The sequence below is a fragment of the Mycobacterium sp. 3519A genome (assembly GCF_900240945.1).
Lineage (GTDB): Bacteria > Actinomycetota > Actinomycetes > Mycobacteriales > Mycobacteriaceae > Mycobacterium.
This window is the reverse complement of sequence record NZ_OESG01000013.1, coordinates 101,418-122,115: the sequence shown is the minus strand read 5'-3', so window position 1 is coordinate 122,115 and position 20,698 is coordinate 101,418. Positions and strand designations below refer to the sequence as shown.

The 20,698-nt window shown below is 63.6% G+C and carries 22 protein-coding genes; 4 read left to right on the top strand and 18 right to left on the bottom strand.

What is annotated here, in order from left to right; genetic code table 11:
- The 4 genes from C1A30_RS08470 to C1A30_RS08455 are packed head-to-tail and all read right to left on the bottom strand — an operon-like array spanning nucleotide 1 to nucleotide 3,063.
- Nucleotides 1-939 (bottom strand): SMP-30/gluconolactonase/LRE family protein, encoded by a 939-nt coding sequence (locus C1A30_RS08470; protein WP_101947839.1) that lies wholly within the window; start codon nucleotides 937-939, stop codon nucleotides 1-3.
- Nucleotides 936-1,457 (bottom strand): nuclear transport factor 2 family protein, encoded by a 522-nt coding sequence (locus C1A30_RS08465; RefSeq protein ID WP_101947838.1) that lies wholly within the window; start codon nucleotides 1,455-1,457, stop codon nucleotides 936-938. Before C1A30_RS08465 ends, C1A30_RS08470 begins: the two co-directional genes overlap by 4 nt.
- 4 nt (nucleotides 1,458-1,461) lie before the next feature.
- A complete protein-coding gene (locus tag C1A30_RS08460) occupies nucleotides 1,462-2,235 on the bottom strand; it encodes an SDR family NAD(P)-dependent oxidoreductase (RefSeq protein WP_101947837.1) in 774 nt (257 codons plus the stop codon).
- A gap of 6 nt (nucleotides 2,236-2,241) precedes the next feature.
- Entirely contained in the window at nucleotides 2,242-3,063 is an 822-nt protein-coding gene (locus tag C1A30_RS08455; RefSeq protein WP_101950060.1) for an SDR family oxidoreductase, read from the bottom strand.
- Nucleotides 3,064-3,185: 122 nt separating this feature from the next.
- Here C1A30_RS08455 and C1A30_RS08450 point away from each other — a divergent pair, with 122 nt between their 5' ends.
- Entirely contained in the window at nucleotides 3,186-4,757 is a 1,572-nt protein-coding gene (locus C1A30_RS08450) for an AMP-binding protein (RefSeq protein WP_101947836.1), read from the top strand.
- The gene (locus C1A30_RS08445; RefSeq protein WP_101947835.1) at nucleotides 4,754-5,044 is read left to right on the top strand and encodes a hypothetical protein; all 291 of its coding nucleotides are present in this window, start codon (nucleotides 4,754-4,756) and stop codon (nucleotides 5,042-5,044) included. The genes C1A30_RS08450 and C1A30_RS08445 overlap by 4 nt, the downstream gene beginning before the upstream one ends.
- Here the strand turns inward: C1A30_RS08445 and C1A30_RS08440 are convergent.
- Genes C1A30_RS08440 through C1A30_RS08430 form a run of 3 tightly spaced genes read right to left on the bottom strand, consistent with a single transcriptional unit; the run spans nucleotide 5,026 to nucleotide 8,326 of the window.
- Nucleotides 5,026-6,309 (bottom strand): cytochrome P450, encoded by a 1,284-nt coding sequence (locus C1A30_RS08440; RefSeq protein WP_369974146.1) that lies wholly within the window; start codon nucleotides 6,307-6,309, stop codon nucleotides 5,026-5,028. The genes C1A30_RS08445 and C1A30_RS08440 overlap by 19 nt on opposite strands.
- A 26-nt stretch (nucleotides 6,310-6,335) precedes the next feature.
- A complete protein-coding gene (locus C1A30_RS08435; RefSeq protein ID WP_101947833.1) occupies nucleotides 6,336-7,136 on the bottom strand; it encodes an enoyl-CoA hydratase/isomerase family protein in 801 nt (266 codons plus the stop codon).
- Nucleotides 7,133-8,326, bottom strand: coding sequence for a cytochrome P450 (locus C1A30_RS08430; RefSeq protein WP_101947832.1), 1,194 nt, complete (start codon nucleotides 8,324-8,326; stop codon nucleotides 7,133-7,135). The genes C1A30_RS08435 and C1A30_RS08430 overlap by 4 nt, the downstream gene beginning before the upstream one ends.
- Nucleotides 8,327-8,427: 101 nt before the next feature.
- On the opposite strand from C1A30_RS08430, the gene C1A30_RS08425 reads away from it, so the two are divergent.
- Complete coding sequence (locus C1A30_RS08425; RefSeq protein ID WP_101947831.1) at nucleotides 8,428-9,240, top strand: enoyl-CoA hydratase/isomerase family protein; 813 nt, start codon at nucleotides 8,428-8,430, stop codon at nucleotides 9,238-9,240.
- Between the two features lie 6 nt (nucleotides 9,241-9,246).
- The gene (locus C1A30_RS08420; protein WP_101947830.1) at nucleotides 9,247-10,449 is read left to right on the top strand and encodes an acyl-CoA dehydrogenase family protein; all 1,203 of its coding nucleotides are present in this window, start codon (nucleotides 9,247-9,249) and stop codon (nucleotides 10,447-10,449) included.
- On the opposite strand, the gene C1A30_RS08415 is transcribed toward C1A30_RS08420, so the two are convergent.
- The 11 genes from C1A30_RS08415 to C1A30_RS08365 are packed head-to-tail and all read right to left on the bottom strand — an operon-like array spanning nucleotide 10,415 to nucleotide 20,624.
- Entirely contained in the window at nucleotides 10,415-11,173 is a 759-nt protein-coding gene (locus C1A30_RS08415) for an enoyl-CoA hydratase/isomerase family protein (protein ID WP_255413205.1), read from the bottom strand. The two genes, C1A30_RS08420 and C1A30_RS08415, sit on opposite strands and share 35 nt — an antisense overlap.
- Nucleotides 11,174-11,179: 6 nt before the next feature.
- The gene (locus tag C1A30_RS08410) at nucleotides 11,180-11,968 is read right to left on the bottom strand and encodes an enoyl-CoA hydratase/isomerase family protein (RefSeq protein WP_101947828.1); all 789 of its coding nucleotides are present in this window, start codon (nucleotides 11,966-11,968) and stop codon (nucleotides 11,180-11,182) included.
- A 2-nt stretch (nucleotides 11,969-11,970) separates the two neighbouring features.
- Complete coding sequence (locus C1A30_RS08405; RefSeq protein ID WP_101947827.1) at nucleotides 11,971-12,984, bottom strand: nitronate monooxygenase family protein; 1,014 nt, start codon at nucleotides 12,982-12,984, stop codon at nucleotides 11,971-11,973.
- Nucleotides 12,939-13,808 (bottom strand): enoyl-CoA hydratase/isomerase family protein, encoded by an 870-nt coding sequence (locus C1A30_RS08400; RefSeq protein WP_101947826.1) that lies wholly within the window; start codon nucleotides 13,806-13,808, stop codon nucleotides 12,939-12,941. Before C1A30_RS08400 ends, C1A30_RS08405 begins: the two co-directional genes overlap by 46 nt.
- Nucleotides 13,805-14,032, bottom strand: coding sequence for a biotin/lipoyl-containing protein (locus C1A30_RS08395; RefSeq protein ID WP_101947825.1), 228 nt, complete (start codon nucleotides 14,030-14,032; stop codon nucleotides 13,805-13,807). Before C1A30_RS08395 ends, C1A30_RS08400 begins: the two co-directional genes overlap by 4 nt.
- Complete coding sequence (locus C1A30_RS08390) at nucleotides 14,029-16,050, bottom strand: thiamine pyrophosphate-dependent enzyme (protein ID WP_101947824.1); 2,022 nt, start codon at nucleotides 16,048-16,050, stop codon at nucleotides 14,029-14,031. Before C1A30_RS08390 ends, C1A30_RS08395 begins: the two co-directional genes overlap by 4 nt.
- 57 nt (nucleotides 16,051-16,107) lie before the next feature.
- Nucleotides 16,108-16,503 (bottom strand): nuclear transport factor 2 family protein, encoded by a 396-nt coding sequence (locus C1A30_RS08385; RefSeq protein ID WP_101947823.1) that lies wholly within the window; start codon nucleotides 16,501-16,503, stop codon nucleotides 16,108-16,110.
- Nucleotides 16,500-16,895, bottom strand: coding sequence for a Zn-ribbon domain-containing OB-fold protein (locus C1A30_RS08380; protein WP_235009744.1), 396 nt, complete (start codon nucleotides 16,893-16,895; stop codon nucleotides 16,500-16,502). Before C1A30_RS08380 ends, C1A30_RS08385 begins: the two co-directional genes overlap by 4 nt.
- Nucleotides 16,892-18,064, bottom strand: coding sequence for an acetyl-CoA acetyltransferase (locus C1A30_RS08375; protein ID WP_101947822.1), 1,173 nt, complete (start codon nucleotides 18,062-18,064; stop codon nucleotides 16,892-16,894). The genes C1A30_RS08380 and C1A30_RS08375 overlap by 4 nt, the downstream gene beginning before the upstream one ends.
- Nucleotides 18,061-19,554 carry a class I adenylate-forming enzyme family protein gene (locus C1A30_RS08370; protein ID WP_235009742.1) on the bottom strand — a complete coding sequence of 498 codons (1,494 nt, stop codon included), beginning with the start codon at nucleotides 19,552-19,554 and terminating at the stop codon, nucleotides 18,061-18,063. Before C1A30_RS08370 ends, C1A30_RS08375 begins: the two co-directional genes overlap by 4 nt.
- On the bottom strand, nucleotides 19,551-20,624 hold the full coding sequence (locus C1A30_RS08365) for an LLM class flavin-dependent oxidoreductase (protein ID WP_101947821.1): 1,074 nt from the start codon (nucleotides 20,622-20,624) through the stop codon (nucleotides 19,551-19,553). Before C1A30_RS08365 ends, C1A30_RS08370 begins: the two co-directional genes overlap by 4 nt.
- Between the last annotated feature and the right edge of the window lie 74 nt (nucleotides 20,625-20,698).

Genomic DNA, 20,698 nt, shown 5'->3' with positions numbered 1-20,698 from the left:
TCAACGCCTTTCGATAGCTGATCGCCAGTCGTTGACCGTCACCAGCCTGCCCGACGAGGCCAGGGTGATGTAAAGCGTTTCACCGTCGGGGCTCAACGTCATGTTGGTCGTCATCGGGTCATCAGCCGAAATCATCCCGAGCAGCTTGCCGTCCGGAGCGAATACGGTGACGCCACCTAGCCCCAGCGTAGCGACCAGGACCCAGCCCTCGGGGTCCACGCACAAGCCGTCGGCGCCGCCCACGTTGAGTGGTCCGCCGCTGGGAACCGTCGCGAATCCGCGGGCCCCCCGGACGAGGCCCGGTCCGCCGAGCTCGAATTCCCATATTCGACGTGTTCGGGTCTCGGCAACATAGAGCTTGCTTTCGTCGGGCGAAAGTGCTGTGCCATTGGGCATTTCGAGTGGGTACACGATCTCGGTCAATTCGCCGTCCACGGTCCCGTACAGCAGGCCGGTCATCGCTCGGTTGCGTCCACGGGTGGTCCCCCCGTCAGTGGTATAGAACCCGCCATGGGCGTCGACGCAAATGTCACTCGGCCGCACCAGCGGAAGCCGCTTTCCGCTCCGCGAAGTGAACTCGGTCGTCAAAGTCGATGCACTGCCAGCCGTGTCAACGATTTGTATCTGCGGGGTGACCGGATGCTCTGGTGGAGCGACGGGTCGAAACAGCATCGCGCAACCGTCGAACTCATAGGGCCACGGCCCGATTCCGAATCGCGATCCGCCGTTCTGGCACACGATCAAGCGGCCGTCGGGCAGGCGGGCGGCGCCGTTCGGTCCTCCCCCTGTCTCGGCGAACACTTCCGTTGTGCCGTCGGCACAGACACGCGTGATGCGACCGGCGGCCATTTCCGACACGAGAACCGAACCATCGGTAGCAGCGACCGGCCCCTCGGGGAACGCTAGACCGCTTGCGAGACATCGTGTTGTCGCGGTCATGGACGTCGTTCCCACCACGCAGCGAAGGCAGGATCCGATAGCGGCAGATCGCCGATGCCCACCTGGCGGGCGGGCCAGCCGGCAGGGTCTTGTTCGAGTGGTGACGGATTGCGAGCCTGGCCGTACCACAATCGATGCCTGCGGTGCAGGAACAGCCAGCGATCTTCGTGCTTTATGTAAGCGTCCTCGTACTTGATGAGTTGTTCGACGAATCCCTCAGCCCGGGTCTGAGCGAAGCAATGTGCCCACACTTGTCCGCGCGCCCGGACGGCGTCCTGGATTTCGATCATGTGGTTGGCGACCAGGATCACCGCGAATACGCTGCCATCAAGGCTCTGTGTCATCAGCCTGCGTAGCCCATCGGGCCCGTCGCCGTACTCACCGAACCGAGCCTGGGGTGCATACAGGTCGGCCATCGCATCTACGTTTCGAGATTCGATGGCGGCGGCGTACAGATAGGGAAGCTGGCGAATGTCGTCGCGGGCGAGTAGCACCGCGACAGTGTCTGATTCAGTCATCCGGTCAACCTCCCGTGACGTTGATGTCCTGCCCGGTGATCGCCGAGGAAGCATCGGAGGCCAGCCAAATCGAGAGCTCGGCGACTTCATCAGGCTGGACCAACCGGCCCAGCTTGTTGCGCCCGACGAGCCTGCGCCGCACGTCGGCCGGACTCACCCCCTCCTCGCGGGCCCGCCTGCCGACATAGTTGTCGAACAGTTCACCCGCGACGCTGCCGATGACCAAGGTGTTGACGCGGATCCCGCAGGGGCCGACTTCGAGCGCGAGGGTCTGCCCCAGCGCGGACAGGCCGATCTTGGCCGCAGCATAGTGCGCTTTGCGTGGCTGCACCTCGCGTGCCGCGGCGGAGGACAGGAACTGTATGTTGCCCGTGCCCGCGGGAATCATGGCCTGTCGCAATGCCTCTCGCGACAGCACCATCGGCGCAACCAGGTTGGTCGCCAGCACGTCCGTCCAGTTGGCTACAGTCGCGTCCGCAACAGCTTCGTCAGCACCCGGCACGGCGGCATTGTTGATGAGGATATCGAGCCGCCCCCAGCGCGATACCGTCGCGTTGACGACGTCGCGGCACTGGCCTTCTTCGCGGATATCCGCCACCACAGCCATGGCCTCGCCGCCCTCTTCGGCGATCACCGCGGCCGTCGTATTCAACTCGGCCGGTCGACGGGCGGCAAGTGCAACCCTGGCACCGCAGCGCGCATATCGGCGCGCGAGTACACGCCCGATACCGCCACTGGCGCCTGTGATGAGTGCGACGCGTCCTGACAGATCACTCATTGTCGGCTACCCGTCCAAGAGCATGGCGGCCATGTCCGCACCGGCCGGAAATGCGCCGGTGATGCCCGCGCTCAGATATCCGGAATCGGTCACCATCGTGATGCCGTTGACGACAGCGGCGGCGTCGCTGCAGAGATACAGCAGCGGGTAGGCCTGTTCCATCGGTGTTGCGGCCTTGATGCCCACTTTATGGCGGTAGTCAGCGCCGAATTCCAGCCACAGCTCCGCATTCGCTTGTGCGAGTGGGGTGTCCGTGGGCCCGGGACAGATCGCGTTGATTCGGATGCCTTCTTCGAGAAGACTCATCGCCTCGCGGGCGACGTAAGCGCAGACCACTTGTTTGGTCCACATGTAGTGCGCACAACCGTGGTCGTGAACCCATTTGGTCGCGCTATCGAAATCCCTTATGTCAAGAAACTCGTTGAGCTGAGCGTAGTTCGATCTCCATGCCAATCCTGCGGCCGATGAGATGAACCCGATGGCGCTTCCTGGCGGCAGCATGGCACGGTTGCGCATCCGGTCGATGAGGTGGCGGTGCCCGATGAAGTTGATTCGCTCGATTCCCGGGCCGTCGGCGACGCCTGCGCAGGCGAACACGGCATGAACCGGGCCGCCACATGCATCGACCGCGGCTTCGATGCTAGCCGCCTCGGCGAGATTCATCTGAATGGTGCCGACGCCGTCGATCTCAATGGATGCGTAGTCCATCACGACCACTTCGGCGCCGGCATCCAGTGCCAGTTGCGCAGCGGCCGCACCCATTCCCGTCGCGCCGCCGACGACGAGGACACGTTTGTCACGGTACGAGAAAGCATCGAACATGCTCACGCCCATCTCCCGTCGGATGACTGGACAACTCCAACAAGAGTACACATTATGTTCTATTGTTTAGGCGTGACGGCTGCATGCACTAACCGACCTCGCCGGTTAGCTGCCGAGGTGCATTGAGCTTGGATTCTCTGCGTGAAGTGCCCGCCGAGTTGACCGCCCGCTACGTCGCGCAAGGTTGGTGGGACTCGCGCAGCCTTGGAACGCTTATCCACGAGTCGCTGATCGACGTCGTCCATCTCCCGTTCGTCGTGCATTCCTCCGATCGCGCCTGGCGCGGCACGATCGGCGAGGTCGCCTCAGCCGCGCGCCAGTTCGCGGGGTGGCTGCATCAACGAGGCATCGGACCGGGAGATGTCATTGTCATGCAACTTCCCAACTGGGTCGAAGCCGCAGTCACCTTTTGGGGCACCGCGTTTGCGGGAGCGGTCATCGTGCCGGTCGTGCACTTTTACGGGCCGAAGGAACTCAGCCACATCCTTCGAGATGTTGCGCCCGCGCTTGTCGTCACACCAAACCGCTTCGCACGCATCGACTACGACCACAGTCTGGTCGAGGTCGTCGGCGACATTCCGTGGGTGCTGGTAGGCGAAGGCGAATCGGCTCTGCCCACCGCAGAGCCGCTCGATCGACCCGTATCGGTAAATCCTGACCAGCCCGCGGTCATCGCGTTCACCTCCGGCACCACCCAGAGCCCCAAAGGTGTGGTGCATTCGCATCGCACCATCGGATTCGAGGCGCGCCAGAACGCGGCGATCTCCCCGGCCGGCGGGCCACCCCCTCTTGTCGGTGCCCCCGTCGGACACTTCATGGGAATGCTCGGTGCGCTGCTGGGGCCGCTCATCCGCGGCGTGCCAATCCACTTGATCGACGAATGGAACGCGGCTGAAGTGCTGAGGTTGATGCTCGGCGAGCAGGTCGGGCTCTCCGGCGGCGCGCCGTACTTCTTCACCAGCCTGCTCGACCACCCCGATTTCACCAGCGCGCATCTGCGGTACGTCCCGTCTGCCGGGCTTGGCGGCTCCGCGGTTCCCACGCGATTCACCCGCCGCCTGTCCGGACTGGGGATCAAGGTGACTCGCTGTTACGGAAGCACCGAACATCCGACAATCACCGGGTGCGCTTTCGGCGAGGACGAAGCGAAGCGGATCACCACCGATGGCCATCCCCTGGCGGGTGTCGAGATTCGGCTCGACCAGGAGGGCCAGATTTTGAGCCGCGGCCCGGACCTGTGTCTCGGCTACACCGACGCCGCTCTCACCGACGAGGCTTTCGACAGCGACGGATGGTATCGAACCGGGGATGTGGGAGTCCTCGACTCAGACGGCTTTCTCACGATCACTGACAGGATGTCCGACATCATCATCCGAGGTGGTGAGAACATATCGGCGCGAGAAGTCGAGGAACTGCTTCTCGGTCTTTCCGGCGTCACTGAAGTTGCGGTCGTCCCCGAACCCGACGAACGATTCGGGGAGCGCGGCATAGCCCTTATCCGCCTTGCCGACGGAGCCGGACGACCCGATCTCGACCAGGTCCGCAACCATCTGGCGGAGGCCGGGCTGGCCAGACAGAAGTGGCCCGAATCGGTAAGGGTCGTCAAAGAATTTCCCCGTACCGCATCCGGGAAGGTCCAGAAGGTCCGGCTTCGCGCGCAACTGCGCGACGGCGTGCTCGAGGGCGAGGTGCAGCAGTGACCGCCGGATCGAAAACTCAGATCATCCTCGGGCTCAATGTCGCGGCGGGCGGATTGGCTCACTTCATTTGGCCGCGAAAGTTCGAGCCGCTCAACAGAAGGCTGGGTTTCACGAATCACACCCGCACACATGTCTACTGCAACGGCGCGATCGAGACGGCAATCGGCCTTACGCTGCTGAGTCCCACCACACACAGACTGACCGCCACCTTGTCGGTCGCGTACCCGATCTACTTGGCAACCAACACTATTCGCGCGCGGCGCGCCGGTCAGGCCGGCGTGAGGTAGACCGGCAAGGAGGTAGGCCCGCGCAGCGAGCTATTGGTCGACCACGTCGTTTCGCCGGCAGGCGCGATGGCTGATGCCTTGGTGACGAGTTCGCGCAGTACTGCTTGCGCCTCCATCCGAGCCAACGGCGCACCGATGCACATATGCGCGCCGTATCCGAATGCGATGTGGCTGCGCGGATTTCGGTCTGCCCGGTACTCGTCGGGATTCTCGAATACCAAGGGGTCTCGATTGGCCGCCCCGAACGAGAGCAGTATCCGCGATCCCGCGGGAATGGTCACGTCACCGACCCGGTAGTCGTCCCGGGTATACCGGTACAGATTCTGGATTGGCGTCGAAAATCGCAACTGCTCCTCGACCGCCATCGGAATGAGGTCGGGGTTGGACCGGATCAGCTGATATTGCTCCGGGTTGCGCGCAAGCGTGTCGAACATGCCGCCGAGCAGGTTCGTCGTCGTCTCGTTCCCCGCGATCAACAAGAGCATGGTGATCAGGAACAGCTGGCCGTCGGTCAGAGAACCGTCGTCGTTGTGTGCGAGCAGCCTACCGAGCACACCGTCGGAGCCCTTGAGCCCGCCTGCGGCAAACTGGCGCATCAGGTACCGCTGCAAAGCGACAACCGATGCAATCGCCTTGGCCGAGCGGACGATTCCTTGTCGCGTCGGCTCGAAATCGACGATGTGCATTCCGGCCTCCGACCAATGCCGGAACTGTGCAACGTCGGCGTCGGGGATGCCCAAGATGTGCGCGATCATCCGCATCGGCATCGGGATGGTCAGCTTCTGTACGACATCACACCCCGGGTTGACCAGCACGTCGGTGACCAGTTCGGCGGCCAGCTTGTCGGTCATGACCTGCCAGCTGGTCATCGCCCCCTTGCTGAAGCCGGGTTGCACCTGCTTACGCAGTCGCGCATGTTCTTCGTCATCGGACAACACGAGCACCGGTGCGGAAAGCTTGAACCGCGTCACCCCCTGTGTGCTGGTGACGGCGTCGGTGTGGCGCAATGCGTCGCGCACATCCTCGTGACGGTGGAGTATCCACGTCGACCGCTTCGGGTTGTAGTGCACCCGACCACCGCGGTGCAGGGCACGGTAGGCCGTGAACGGTTGGGCGGCCGTTGCCCGATCCAGCGGGTCGTAGTCAGTGTTGACCGCACCCGCCCAGGCGCCGTATCCGCGCAGACGCGTCTTGATCGCTGAGCTCGTATTCAGATGGACGGCGGTGACGAAGGGACGCAAGATCGTCCCCGCGCCGGAAGCCATGATTCGCATCAGTTGTTGCGCCGCCTCTATCGTCCCCGAAACTGTGGTTCGCGCTTCTCCATGAACGCCGCGACGCCTTCAGCGACGTCGTCGGTCCCCGCCACCTGCTCGACAAGCAGAGCCTCGGCATGGAACGCCGCGGCCCGGTCAACATCCAGCGCTTGGTTCAGCATGGCCTTGGCAGCGGCAATCCCGCGGGTGGCGCCGTTCGCGAGGCGCTGAGCCCACGCGGTTACCTCCGCGTGCAGGTCGGCGTCGGGGACGACCTTGTTCACGAGACCGATTCGATGCGCGTCCTGAGCGGACAACTCCGCACCGAAGAACAGGAGTTGTTTGGCGATGTTGAATGGCACCTTGCGGGCGAGCAGGTACGCCGCTCCCCCGTCTGGCGCGAGCCCACGCCGAACGAAAAGCTCGATCAGTCTTGCACTTTCGGCTGCGACGATGAGGTCGCACGCCAACACCATGCTGGCGCCGACGCCGGCAGCCGCGCCGTTGAGAGCGCAGATCACCGGCTTTTCACAATCCAACAGCGCCGTGACCACCGCCTGTGATCCGTTGCGCAGGATCCGGGCGGCGTCACCGGCCACCCGATCCTGACTCGGGCGCATCTCGGGGTCACGCAAGTTCGGTCCGGTACAGAAGTGTTTGTCGCCGGCAGCGGTTAGCACGACCGCGCGGATGTCAACATCAGCAGACGCCCGGTTCAGGTTCTCGATGATGTCGCGCTGCATCGCCCGCGTTACTGAGTTCCCGACGTCGGGACGGTCGAGTATCAGCCATCGCACACTGCCCTCGGTGCGCGCTGTCAAGCCGGAGGTGGTCACAGGCTGATCGGGACGCTGGACGGTCCGCGCACCGAATTGGTGTGAACGAAGTGCACCGCGTCCTCGTCGACATCCCATTCGGGAAATCTGGCCAATGTCTCTTCCAGCGCCACGCGAGCCTCGAGGCGGGCCAATGCAGCCCCGAGACAGAAGTGGGATCCGTGCCCAAAGCTGATGTGGCGGATGCCGGTTCGATTGACGTCGAACATGTCGGCGTTGGCATACTGACGCTCGTCTCGGCCCGCCGACCCGGTGAGCAGCGCGATGCGCGACCCCGCTGGGATGACGACGTCGTGATAGGCCGCCTCTCGAAGTGAGTAACGACCCTGCACCGGCGACGGTGCGTCGTAGCGCAGTAACTCCTCGACGGCGTTTCCGACAAGACTCGGCTCGGCGACGAGTTTGGCCCGCTCGCCCGGGTTTCGCGCCAACGTCAGGGCCGCCCAGCCGAGCAGTCTCGCCACCGTCTCGTTGCCTGCGACGTTGATCAACGCGATGAAGAGCATGACCTCACCGTCGTCGAGTCGACGACTTTGCTTACCTGGTTGGACCAGATCAGACGCCATCAGATGGCTGACGATGTCGTCCTTCGGATTCTCGCGTCGCTGACGGATCTGGTCGAAGTAGTAGGCGAAGAGCTTCTCCGCGGCCTGCTTGCCGGCATCATTCAGCTCAGGTGCACCCTCGTCGCGGTGAATCTGCAGATCGGACCATTCCCTCAAATTGTCGTGATCTTCCTCAGGAAAGCCGAGGAGAGAGCTGATGACCATGACGGGAAGCTTCATCGAGAAATCACGGACGTAGTCGAATCCGTCTGCACCATCGAATTTTTCGAGATAGTTTCGGCACAATTGCCTGACCCGGTCCTCCAGCTCGGCGACGGTGCTGCGGAAGAAGCTGCGGTTCACCATTTTTCGCAGAGCAGTGTGATCCGGCGGATCCATCATGATCATCGCCTTCGACTCCAGGCGCTCCGAGGTGATCATGTCCAATGTCACGCCATGCTCGGACGAGAAGGTCTCGGTGTCCAGTGACGCCGTCATGACATCGTCGAACCTGCTCAGCGCGTAGAAGTCGTACTCCTCGTTGTAGTAGACCGGAGCCTCGTCACGTAACCGCCTCCACACCGCATAGGGCTCTCGGTGGAGAGCACGGTCAAACGGATCCCATCGCAGGTCCGCTGTCACCATCAGGCAGGCTCCCTTCGTCAGATGACCGGCCGCTAAACAATGGTACACTCTGCGTCATTCTGTTTAGTAGTGGCTTGGCCGTTGGAAGAGGAGGGACCCCGTTGGAATCACGCACGCTCGATCACGTCGTCTACGAGAAGGACGGTGCGATCGCCCGGATCATTCTCAACAATCCGGAGCGTGCCAACGCGCAGACGTCAGAGATGGTGCACAGCGTCAACGAAGCACTTGACGATGCGCAATACGACTACGACGTCAAGGTCGTCATCATCAAGGCCAACGGCAAGGGGTTCTGCTCCGGACACGTCCCTGACGGCAGCTATCCCGAATTCAAGGCTGAACTCGACGCTTCGGGCAAGGTGTGGCGCTCCGCCGCCCAGTTGTTTCTGTGGCCGGTGTTGAAACTATGGGAGTTTCCGAAGCCCGTCATCGCACAGGTTCACGGCTACGCGATCGGCGGCGGAACCACTTGGGCGTTGATTCCCGAAATCACGGTGTGCTCCGATGACGCGTGGTTCCAGATGCCACTCGTGCCCGGATTCGGGCTGCCCGGGTCGGAAACGATGTTCGAGCCGTGGGTCTTCATGAATTACAAGCGAGCGGCCGAGTATCTGTACACCGCCCAGAAGATCACCGCGGCGCAAGCGCTCGAATTCGGACTGGTCAATCACGTCGTTCCAGCGGATCAACTCGAAGCGACCGTCGAAGCGCTGGCCGCCAAGATTGCCAAAGCTCCGTTGATCACGTTGCAGGCGACGAAGGCAGGCATTCTGCGCGCCTGGGAGAACATGGGGTTCCGCACGCACCAGCAGGCGAGTAACGACCTGCAGGCCGTCGTCACAGGATCCAAAGAGTTTCGGGACTACATGGCGGAGTTGATGAAGAAGGCCGCAAAACCAACTGACCGGGTGTGATCAGTCGTGCCGCTCAAGCCGATCGTGCGGTTCGGCGGCGGAGAGGCCGTCGACCTACTGCGCACCCAGGTGCGCAAGTGGCTTGACGACAACCTGCCCGACGAGTTCAGGCGGACCGCAGCCAACCCCGATTACCTGCCTCGCGACGCACACGATCGTGCGGTGGCATTCTGTCGGGCGCTGCATACCCAGGGCTGGTTCGTACCGCATTGGCCTGCGAAGTTCGAGGGTGGCGGCCGCGGTGTGGTCGACCAGGTGGTGATCCGGGAAGAACTCGCCTATGCGGGCGCACCGCTGGTCAACACCAACGGTGTGAACATGCTTGCGCCCGTGCTCTTTCGGTTCGGCACACCCGAACAGCAGCGCGAACACCTGCCCGCCATCGCGCGCTCGGAGCGGATGTGGGCGCAGGGCTATTCCGAGCCTGAGGCGGGCTCGGACCTCGCGGCATTGCGGATGACGGCCCGCCGCGACGGAGACCACTACGTTCTTGACGGCCAGAAGACGTGGACCAGCAACGGCGTACTCGCCGACTGGATGTTCGTGTTGGCGCGAACGTCGCCCGTGGCGGATAAGCGCCAGGCCGGAATCTCGTTCTTCCTCGTCGACCTGTCGACGCCGGGAATCACTCGCCGGCCGATCAGATCGATGACGGGTTATCCCACATTCGCCGAGGAGTTTTTCGACGAGGTCCGAGTACCCGCCCACAACCTGGTGGGCGGCGAGGGCGACGGGTGGAAGGTGGCCAAGGCGCTGCTTGACGCCGAACGGTCGAACGTGACACGTGCCGCGCAGGCACAGCGTTACCTCGACGAGCTCGTCGACTGGTGCCATTCGCAACTCGGCTCCACGCATGATCCACTCAGCGACCCGATGAACCGAACAGCGTTGGCACGCATGGTAGAACGGGTCGAGGTAGGCCGCGCGCTGTCGTATCGGGTTGCGCATTTACAAGCCACCGGTGCGCTGGACCCCGCGCTGCCGTCGCTTTCCAAGCTGTACCACTCAGAACTGACGGCAGAGCTCCGTCAGTTGGGTGCACAAATACTCGGGCCCGCCGGCGCATTGCTGCCTGATGATCCTGACGCCCTTCTTGACGGGCATTTCTCGGAGGGCCTGTTGTTGTCGTTGCTTCACACGATCGGTGGGGGCACCAGCGAGATTCAGCGGGATCTCATCTCGACCACTGGCCTCGGGCTTCCCCGCTAGCAGAACGTTGCTGGGCGATAGTCGCGATCGCCAACTCCACCGGGTTAAACGCAGCCAGCTGTGCCGCTTCCGCTGAATTCATCAGCCTCTTGGTCATTTCCACCGCCCCAGCGTCAGCGCCCGCCAATTCACGAGCGATGGCGATGGCACTGTCAACCGCACTCCCCTGTTCGACGACATCAGTCACCAACCCCTGTCGTTCGGCCTCCACCGCAGAAAGACGCCCGCCCCGCAGCAGAAGCGAGGCCGCGCGATGCCGGCCAATCTGCTGGGTGAGCCGCCACGCCAGCCCGCCATCGGGAACGACCGCACGGGCCACGAACGGCGCGCTGAAAAAGGCGTCCGAGGCGGCTACCACCAGGTCACACGACAGTGCCAAACTCCACCCGAGCCCGACGGCGCCCCCCTCGACAGCAGCGATAGTCGGCATCGGGACGGATTTGAGCTGTTCGATCACTTGCTGGGCATGCTCGACACGCCCGGCAGGGCTCATCGGCCCCGAGCCGTGGGCGGGTCCACTCTTCAGATCGCCTCCCGCACTGAAGAATCCGCCGGCACCCGCCACAACGACGCCTTGGACGCCCGCCGTGACCGCGTCTGAAAGGACGGTCGCCAACTCGGTCCACGACTCGTACTGCAAAGCGTTGCGCTGTGCGGGCCGGTTCAAACGCACCACTCTGATGCTGCCGAGGTCCTCCGCGGTGACGAGAGGTGCGTCTGTCATCAGGGCCTACCGGTTGAGGAATTTGTCGATCGCCGCCCGGTGCTCAGGAGTGGTGAAACACTCGGTCTCCGCCGAGATCCCGTATTCGAGGATCGCGGTGACCGCACGCTCGGCATGGAGATTCAAGGTCCGCTTGGTGTCCTGAACGGCACGCGCGGGCAGAGCGGCGAGCCGATGCGCCAGCGCCAGCCCGTCCTGCTTGGTCGATTCGTGGGGTACTACCCGGTTGGCCAGGCCGAGCTCAACGGCAGTGGCCGCGTTGATCCGCTCGCCGAGGAGCAGATACTCCTTCGCTTTCAGCAGGCTCATCAACAACGGCCAGAGCACGGAGCCCCCGTCGCCGGCGACGAGCCCGCTGGCGACATGGGTGTCGGCGAAGAACGCCCGGTCCGACATCAAGACAATGTCGCACAGAACCGCGATGCTGCAGCCGAATCCGACGGCTGGGCCGTTGACCGCGGCCACGATGGGAAGCGGGAAATCGATCATGTCGCGAACGATCCGGCGCGCGTCGCGCATGCCTTCGCGTCGAGTCACCGGATTGTTGACATGGGTTTCGAGCCACTCGACCAGGTTTCCGCCTGCCGAGAAGTAGTCACCGGTACCGGTGAGCAGGACCGCCCGGGCGTCCGTATCCTCGCCGAGCTTCGTCCACAACCGGGCGAACGCGCCGTGCATGGCGTTGTTCACCGCGTTGGCGTTGTCAGGGTTGTTCAGTGTGACAATGCGAACGGGTCCATCGCTGGCTACCAGGATCTCGTCGCAGCCGGTAAGTTCCGACGTGCCCGCCGGCATGCTCACTTCAGCGCCCCATAGAGCCGTCCACTGATGATCTCTTCGGCATCGGCGACGATGCGAGAAACCAGTTCACCGGCGGTTGGAACGTCGTCGATCAGTCCCATCGCCGTTCCGATCCACCAGATACCGGCATCCAGATCGCCGGTCTCGTAGACCTTCACGCCACGTTTACCTGACACCAGATGAGCGATGTCCTCGAATTGCCCACCGTCGTTGAGGATTTCGACCACTTCTCGGGATACGGTGTTACTCGCAACCCTGCCCGTGTTACGGAGCGTGCGGAAGATCAGCTCGGTGTCCAACTCGCTGCCCGAAACAATCGCGTCTTTGACGTTCTGATGGATCGGCGATTCGACGGTGCACATGAAGCGGCTGCCCATGTTGATACCGTCGGCGTCCAGTGCCAGCGCGGCGACCAAGCCACGCCCGTCGGCAAAGCCGCCCGAGGCGATCATCGGGATCTCGATCTCCTTTGCGGCAGCCGGAATCAGCACCAGTCCGGGAATGTCATCCTCACCGGGGTGGCCGGCGCATTCGAACCCGTCGATGCTGATCGCATCCACACCGAGGCTCTGCGCCTTCACGGCGTGACGAACCGATGTGCATTTGTGGATCACCTTTATTCCGTTGTCGTGGAACATCGGCAGATGCGGTGCCGGATTGGATCCGGCCGTCTCCACGATCTTGATGCCTGCATCGACTATCACCCGCCGATACTCGTCATACGGCGGCGGATCGATCGTCGGGAGAATGGTCAGATTCACGCCAAATGGTTTGTCTGTCAGGTCGCGGGCGCGGGCGATCTCATTGGCGAGATCGGCGGGGGTGGGCTGCGTCAACGCGGTGATCAGCCCGAGCGCGCCCGCGTCCGAGACCGCCGCGGCCAACTCGGCGCGACCCACCCACTGCATCCCGCCCTGCACAATCGGGGCATCGATACCGAATGTTTCGGTGAATCTGGTGCGAATCAAGGATTTTCCCCCTCTGAGAATTGCCCATCGGCCGGCAGCCATGCTGGCCGGCGGGTATGAACGAATGCGTCGCGGTCTGAGTTGACAGACCAGATGGGGTCGCGCTTCTGCAGGAACGCCGTGAACGCCTCGATCTGTTCTGACGTGCCGATCGACGACCAGTAGCCGCTGACGTCGACGGCAGGCAACGCCCGTGCCATCTCACGTTTCATCGCCGCACGGGCGGCCGGGCCGGTGTTGCGTACCCGAGCCAGCAAAGCCTGGGTCGCTTCGGACAACTCGTCGTGGGCGACGACTCTGCCGATTAGGCCGAGCCGTTCCGCTTCCGCCGCATCGATCCAGTCATTGCCGTAGATCAAGTGATTCGCCCGCAGCGTCCCGATTCGCTGCGGCAGTCTGGCTGCGACAAACGCTTCGTAGACGCCCCGCGTCAGATCGGGAACACGCAATCGTGCCCGATCGGATGCGATCACCAGATCGGCGAACAAGGTCATCACCAAGCCACCGCCCATGGCGATTCCGTTGACAGCGCACACGACGAGCTTGGGGATCTTGCCAAGCACTTCGAAGGGGGTGCCGTCGTAGGCCTCGGTGAACGCATCCCAGGTGCGGTCGGGATTGCCGACGGAGTTCATGTCACCGCCGGCGCAGAAAACGTCGCCCGCACCGGTGATCACCAGGAATTGCAGCCGGGGTTCGTCGGCGACGATCATCGCCGCGCGCTTGATGCCGTGGTAGCCGTCGGCGGTCACCGCGTTGCGCTTCTCCGGACGATTGATAGTGACTGTCAGCGTGTCCCCGTCGATTCGACCCGTCAACTCGGGCGCGCCGAGGTCGACGGTTACCGCATCGGGCAGTTCACTCATGAGATCACGGCGACGAGTTCGCCGACGTCGTATGTGTCGCCGACCGTCACCTTCCACGTGACAGCACCGGAGGCGGGCGCTTCGATGTCCATCTCGACCTTGTCGGTGGCGATCGCATACAACGGTTCGCCCTCATTCACCGAGTCACCATCGGCGACATACAAATTCGTCACCTCCGCTTCGGTGATCGCGTCGCCCGGCTTCGGCATCCGAACCTCTGTCACATGATCTCCCTGACGGCATCGGCGAGCTGGCTCGCGTTCGGGCGGCAGGCCGCCTCGAGCGTGGCCGCCCGCGGAACGGGCGTGTACGTGCCTGCGACTCGTTGGATCGGTGCGGCCAGCACGCCGAAGAGTTCTGTGCCGACAGCGGCCGCGATCTCCGCACCAGGGCCGCAGAAGCCGACCGACTCGTGTGCCACCACCAACCGCTTCGTCTTGCGAACCGACTCGAGTACTGCCTCCATATCCAGCGGCACCAGACTGCGCAGGTCAAGCACCTCCACGGAAATACTCTCCGCTTCAAGCTGTTTCGCAGCGTCCAGTGCGGCATGAACCATGACGCCGTACGTGCAGATCGTGACGTCTCGGCCCGGCCGCTTGACATCAGCCTGACCGAGCGGGATCACATAGTCAGCGACAGGGACCGGCCCTTTACCGCCGCCGTAGTAGAGCTTCATCGATTCGATGAAGACACAAGGGTCGTTCTCCTGCAGGCACCCATTGAGCAGCCCGGCGGCGTCAGCGGCGGTGCTTGGCCAAACCACCTTGAGTCCGGGAGTGTGCATCGCCCATGCCTCGAACGCCTGCGAATGCTGCGGTCCCGCAGCCATTCCCACCATCGTGCGGATGACCATCGGTGCGCCTTTGCGGCCACCGGACATGTACCGAACCTTGGCGGCGTGGTTGGCGATCTGATCCATCGCGACCCCGAAGAAGTCCATGAACATCAGTTCGGCAACTGGCCGCAGACCGCCCAACGAAGCGCCGACCGCCGCACCGATGATCGATGATTCGGCGATCGGGGTGTCGCGCACCCGATGCTCACCGTATTTCGCCGACAATCCGGCGGTGACCTTGAACATACCGCCGCCCGAAGGGTCGCCGATGTCCTCGCCCAACAGCACGATCGACTCGTCGGCAGCCATCGCCCTGTCGAGGGTTCGGTGAATCGCCTGCACCAGGCCGAGGTCCTCGGTCTCGCCCGACGGCAACACTGCACGCACCTGACCGCGCGCCGCCAGCTCGGACCCGTTGCCGCAGAACACATCGCGGGTCAGCTCGCTGACATCTGGCGCAGCTGCATCGCGAGCCGATGCGAACGCGTCCTCGATCTCGTCGGCGAGTTCGGTATCGATGCTGTCGAGTCCCGACTCGTCGGCGAGGCCTTCCTCGATGAGCAGGCGTCGATAACGTGAAAGAGGTGGATCCGCTCGCTTGGCAGCGAGTTCGTCCTGGTCGGCGTAGCTCATCGCGTCGCCGAAGTAGTGGCCCTGCAGTCGATATCCGACTGCCTCGATGAAGCTCGGTCCGCGTCCTGACCTGGCGTTGGCCACCGCGTCCCGTACGGCGGTGTAGACAGCGTGTGGGTCGGTGCCGTCGACGGTGTCGCCTGGCATGGCGTACCCGGCCGCACGGTCGGACAGTCGCTGCGACCGGGTGTATCGACCCATCGCGGTTCCTTCGGCCCACGCGTTGTTCTGGCAGAAGAACACGACGGGCAGTGACCACAGTGCGGCCATGTTCATGGCTTCGTGGACGTAGCCGATGCTGGTGGCGCCGTCGCCGAAGCTGACGAGTACCACCTGCCCGGTGTTGCGCTGGGCCGCTGCCAGAGCGATGCCGTTTGCAATGAGCGGTCCCGCGCCGACGATGCCGGTGGTCCACGCGACTCCGTGATCGGGATCGTAGATTCCCATGGCGCCGGCCTTTCCTCGGGAAAGACCCGTCGATCTGCCGAGAATCTCGCTGAAGTACCGGGGCAGGTCGATCCCCTTGGCGACCACGTCGCCAAGACCGCGGTATGTGGTGACCAGCTGGTCGCTCTCGGCAAGCGCGAGCATCGCGCCCGCGGACATCGCCTCCTGACCATCGACTGGCCAGTAACTCATCGCTATCTCGCCTGAAGACAAGCCTTTTCGCACTCGTTGATCGGCGAGATGGACTTTGCTCATCAGGCGGTACAGCTCAATGGCGCGATCGCTGGTCGGTGACTGCGCCTCGGCGTCCAACTGCGTGGCCATACACACTCCTTGCCCGTGCACTTCGGCGGTCCGATTCTACAACATGACGAATTTTGTCTAACCGTTCAATAGCTCCAGCTGTGCCGCGAACAGCGTCCGGTCGAAGTAGCAGCGCTCGAGGACCAGCCCCGCGCCGTCGAAACCGAACAGGTTCACGCTGAGCATGTCGATCGGTGTTCCGGGACAGGTTGTCCGGGTTTCCACCATCAAGCCGAGGTTGCCGTGGAAGATGCCTTCGGCGGAGTAGTGCATCCGCGGAAGCTCGGCCCACTGACGCAGGATCATCTCGCGGACTGACTGGTCACCGTCGTAAACCATTGCAGTGGGTACGATTTCGTATCGCGCGCGGGTGAAGGTCGCCATTATCGCTTCTAGATCGCGGTCGTTCTCACCCGCGACATGCCGCAACACGATGTCTTCACGGATTCGTCGCAGGTCGTCTCCGCCGCTCATAGCGCCTCGAAGATGGGAAGGTTGCGTCCGTCGTCCAGTGCGATCCACGCCAGCGACACCGCATCGCCGACGGCTGGCGGTGCGCCGAATACGTTTGACATCATCCGCGCACCCTCGTCGAGATCCACCAGCACAACTGAGTAGGGCACGCGGTCGGCAAAGGCAGGATGGGCGGCGCGGTGGTGCACGCTGACCGCGTAGACCACGCCCTGGCCCGACAGCTGTTCCCAGCGCAACGAGAAATCGCCGCACCGCGGACACAGCGCGCGCGGATACCAGACCAACCGATGGCAGGATTCGCAGCGCTGCATGCTCAGTTGGTGCTTTTCAGTGGCGGCCCAGAATGGCGCGGACACCGCGCTGGGCGCCGGCACCGGAAATCCGTCGTTCACAGGGTGGCCTCCGTTCCCAGGATCACCGTCGATGTAGCGGAGAGCACGCCGCCCGTGCCGTGGACCAATGCAGTCTGTGCATCGGAGACCTGGCGTTCACCGGATTCCCCTCGCAGTTGCCGTGCGGCCTCGACGAGAAGGAAGGCTCCGAACGCTCCTGGATGTGTGTAGGCAAGGCCGCCGCCGGTGGTCTGGCCGGGCAGCTTGCCACCCGGTGCCAGGACGCCGTCGCCGACGAACGGACCGCCCTCCCCTTTCGCGCAGAAGCCGAGGTCCTCCAGTGCGAGTAGCACAGTGATCGTGAACGAGTCGTAGAGCTGAACGACGTCGATGTCCGACGGGGAAATGCCTGCCGCCGCGAACGCGGACGGGCCCGACACCGCACCCGGCGTGACGGTCAGATCGGGCATCTGCGAGATCATCGCGTGCGAGGCAGCCGAGGCCGCACCGAGTACATAGGCCGGCGGCTTGCTCAGTGATCGCGCGTGCTTGGCGCTGGTGACGACGACGGCGGCAGCGCCATCGGTCACAAGGCAGCATTCGAGCTTGTGCACCGGTTCGGCCAGGAAACCCGAATTCAACACGTCGTCGACGGTGATCGGATCACGCAGATGCGCTCGCGGATTTCGGACCGCCCATGCCCTGGTGTCGACCGCGATCTGTGCCAGTTGCTCGGCAGTGGTCCCGTAGGTCGCCATGTGCCGATTCGCGGCGAGTGCATACGCGCTGATCGGCAGCATCACCCCGAACGGGGTTTCCCATTCCAGGCGCTCCGGGGTGGCGAACACACCGAGCCCCTTTTCACCGCGCTTGCGCGCGGCACGTGGCGTCGACGCATAGACGATGACGACAGTCTCAGCCTCGCCGGCCGCGATCGCCGCGGCGGCATGCTCGATGTACAGGCCATAGCTGGCGCCGCCGGTCTGCGTGGCATCCGTGAATCGTGCTGTGATGCCGAGGTATTCGGCCAGTTCGACCGAGTGCATCAGCGTGCCGCCCGTGCATGCGCACAACCCGTCGACGTCGGCCAGAGACAGTCCGGCATCCGCCAGCGCCGCTGTGACGACGCGAGCCTCCAACTCACGCAACGGAACGTCGATGACTCCGGACGGCGAAACCTCGTCTGCTACGCCGACGATGGCTGCGGCTCCCCTGATGGTCGAGTTCACGTCCGCTCTCCTTTGAACAGTTCGCGCAACCGTGGCTGGCTGATCTTGAGCGATGGGGTCCGTGGTAGCTCGTCGACGATCTTGAGCAATGCGGGCATCTGGTAGCGGGTCACCCGCTCCCGGAGGAAGTCGAGGAGCTCTTCGGTGTCCGCCCGAGCGCCGCGCGCGAGTTCGACTGCGGCCACCGGGACGGCGCCGAGACGGTCGTCGGGCACACCGGTCACTCCCACATCGCGGACGGCGGGATGGCTTCGTAGCGCCCCCACGATATCGGCAGGCGTCACCTTGAATCCGCCGCGAACGATCACGTCGTCGGTGCGGCCGTCGACGAAAAGGAAGCCGTCAGAGTCAATCCGCCCCAGGTCCGTCGTGCGCACCCAATCGCCACCCCGCGTTCGCACCTCGATCTGCCCTTGGCTGCCGACAGACAGCCCGCGCCCGTCCTCGGTCGAGACAATCCTGATTTCGCGATCTGCCTGGGGGCGACCGACACTGCCGCGCTTTGACTTTGACCACTCACGATGTAAGTCTAAGTTCCATCCCGCGACCCCTCCCGCGAACTCGGTGGCCCCGTAGGACGGCAATACCGCGACGGCGTAACGCTCTTCGAACTCTTCTTGGACTGCCACCGGCAGGTGCGCGGTGCCGGACGTGACGACTTTGACACTCGAGAACGCCTCCGGATCAACCTGCGCGTCGAGGATCATCGCGAGAGCGGACGGAACCAGGCTGACCGCCTTCGGCCGGTGGCGTTCGAGCAGATCGACGAAGTCGGGCACCCGAAACTTCTCCAACAATGCGACCTTGCGGCCCTCGCAGATGTTGAGCAGCGTGCGGAACAGGCCCGACATGTGCACCAGTGGCGAGCTGACGATGGCGACCCCGCCACGCAGGCGCGCAACATCGGCGTCACCCGACCCGTAATGAGCGCCGGCAGCCGCCACGGTTCGTTCGAACGCATTATAAGACAGCGGAATTCGCTTCGGCGGACCGGTCGTGCCACTTGTCAGCATCTCGACGGCGACACCGTCCGCCGCCGGACGAAACGGGCCAGAGCCGAGATGCTCCAGGCTGGCAACCGCAGCGACAGATGCGGGATCGGTGCTGACTTCGAAACCGAGCGCACCGCTGGCTGCGGACGCGACGAAAGGTCGCTGCCAGTCGGCACCGACAGCGAGGACGACCGGGAGCCGCAGGTCTTCGATGTCATTGGCCAGTCCGGCATCCCCATGGGACGGGTTGATCGTGACGACGCAGCCGCGCGCGAATATGACGCCCAGGATCGCCGCGACCATCGCCGGATCGTTGCGAAGCACCAAGCCGACACGACACCCCTCGTCCAAACCTGAAGTCCGCAAGCTGTGTTCGACTCTGCCCGCGACATCCGACACCGTCCGCCAGCTCGTCCAGGTGCCCTGAAACTCGATCGCAGGCGCGTCCGGATCGATTGCCAGTATCGCGCGAATGCGATCGGCGAGCTGCCCGCTCAAGCCGGTGTTGCCGCCAGCTCGGTCGCCGCCGGAATCACCTCTTGGGCGAACAGTTTCATCGACTCGTAGACCTTGCGCCGATCCATCGCGCCACCGCGCGACATCCGCAACATGATGTTGCGCCACCCCATGTCGATCACTGTCCGCATCTTCTCGATGATTCGGTCGGGATCACCCATCAACGTCAGATGCGAGTTGAGCACCTGTTCATAGCTCTGCTTGTCGTGCTTCTCGAACCAGTCCGAGTAAGCCTTGTAGTCGGCTGGGATCTCGCCGCCCCGCTCGAACGGATTCGAGTACTGACGGTGAGTCCGGATCGAGAGCTCAACGCTTTCGCGTGGGTACGTGCGCGCGAAAGCATCGTCGTCGTGGCAGAACGCGTTCAGCAGCGCCCACACGTTTCCTGTCGCGGCGGCCAGGCCCTTCTTGGCCTGAGTCTCCAGATAGATGTCGAGCGCACCCTGGAGATCAGGATCGACCTGATAGGGGTTTCCGATGATCGCGCCGAACCCCTTGTCGGCTAGCCACTCGAAGCTCGAGGGCGTCTTCATGACCGTGCCCCATACCGGTATGGGGTGCTGGACCGGCCGCGGGTGGATGGTGACGTCATCCAGTTGCCAATACTTGCCGGCGTAGGTGACGTTCTCTTGGGTCAGCAGTAGGTGCACGATCTCGACGCACTCCTGGTAGCGGGCGGTCGCCTCATCCATCGGAACGCCGAACCCCTTGAATTCGTGTGCTTGGTACCCGCGCCCGAAGCCGGCGTCGAACCTGCCGCCAGAGAGGTTGTCGACCAGTGCGATCCGCTCGGCAAGCTGGATCGGATCGTGGAAAGGCGCCACCATGCACGCGGTGCCGATGCGGACTCGCTCCGTCTGCGCGGCGATCGCCGCGGCGACGAGTGGCAGGTCGGCGAGGGTGCCGTAGGGCGAGAAGTGGTGCTCGGCCAGCCAGATCTCGTCGTAGCCGAGTTCTTCGGCCCACCTCGCCTCTTCCACCACGTTGGCGAGGACCTCTTTGTGCGTGAGGTGGTTGGGCTTGTCTCCGAGGATGAACACGCCGAAGCGCATGTCGACACCTCCGTCACAAATATAGTTGCAGTTACTGCGACTATATTGCACGATCGAACAAATAGCGTCAAACC

What these genes read in the sequence shown, in the direction of transcription:
- C1A30_RS08470 (WP_101947839.1), bottom strand. Translation starts at nt 939, where the DNA reads ATGACCGCGACAACACGATGTCTCGCAAGCGGTCTAGCGTTCCCCGAG.
- C1A30_RS08465 (WP_101947838.1), bottom strand. Translation starts at nt 1,457, where the DNA reads ATGACTGAATCAGACACTGTCGCGGTGCTACTCGCCCGCGACGACATT.
- C1A30_RS08460 (WP_101947837.1), bottom strand. Translation starts at nt 2,235, where the DNA reads ATGAGTGATCTGTCAGGACGCGTCGCACTCATCACAGGCGCCAGTGGC.
- C1A30_RS08440 (WP_369974146.1), bottom strand. Translation starts at nt 6,309, where the DNA reads ATGGCTTCCGGCGCGGGGACGATCTTGCGTCCCTTCGTCACCGCCGTC.
- C1A30_RS08430 (WP_101947832.1), bottom strand. Translation starts at nt 8,326, where the DNA reads ATGGTGACAGCGGACCTGCGATGGGATCCGTTTGACCGTGCTCTCCAC.
- C1A30_RS08415 (WP_255413205.1), bottom strand. Translation starts at nt 11,173, where the DNA reads ATGACAGACGCACCTCTCGTCACCGCGGAGGACCTCGGCAGCATCAGA.
- C1A30_RS08410 (WP_101947828.1), bottom strand. Translation starts at nt 11,968, where the DNA reads ATGCCGGCGGGCACGTCGGAACTTACCGGCTGCGACGAGATCCTGGTA.
- C1A30_RS08405 (WP_101947827.1), bottom strand. Translation starts at nt 12,984, where the DNA reads ATGGCTGCCGGCCGATGGGCAATTCTCAGAGGGGGAAAATCCTTGATT.
- C1A30_RS08400 (WP_101947826.1), bottom strand. Translation starts at nt 13,808, where the DNA reads ATGAGTGAACTGCCCGATGCGGTAACCGTCGACCTCGGCGCGCCCGAG.
- C1A30_RS08390 (WP_101947824.1), bottom strand. Translation starts at nt 16,050, where the DNA reads ATGGCCACGCAGTTGGACGCCGAGGCGCAGTCACCGACCAGCGATCGC.
- C1A30_RS08385 (WP_101947823.1), bottom strand. Translation starts at nt 16,503, where the DNA reads ATGAGCGGCGGAGACGACCTGCGACGAATCCGTGAAGACATCGTGTTG.
- C1A30_RS08365 (WP_101947821.1), bottom strand. Translation starts at nt 20,624, where the DNA reads ATGCGCTTCGGCGTGTTCATCCTCGGAGACAAGCCCAACCACCTCACG.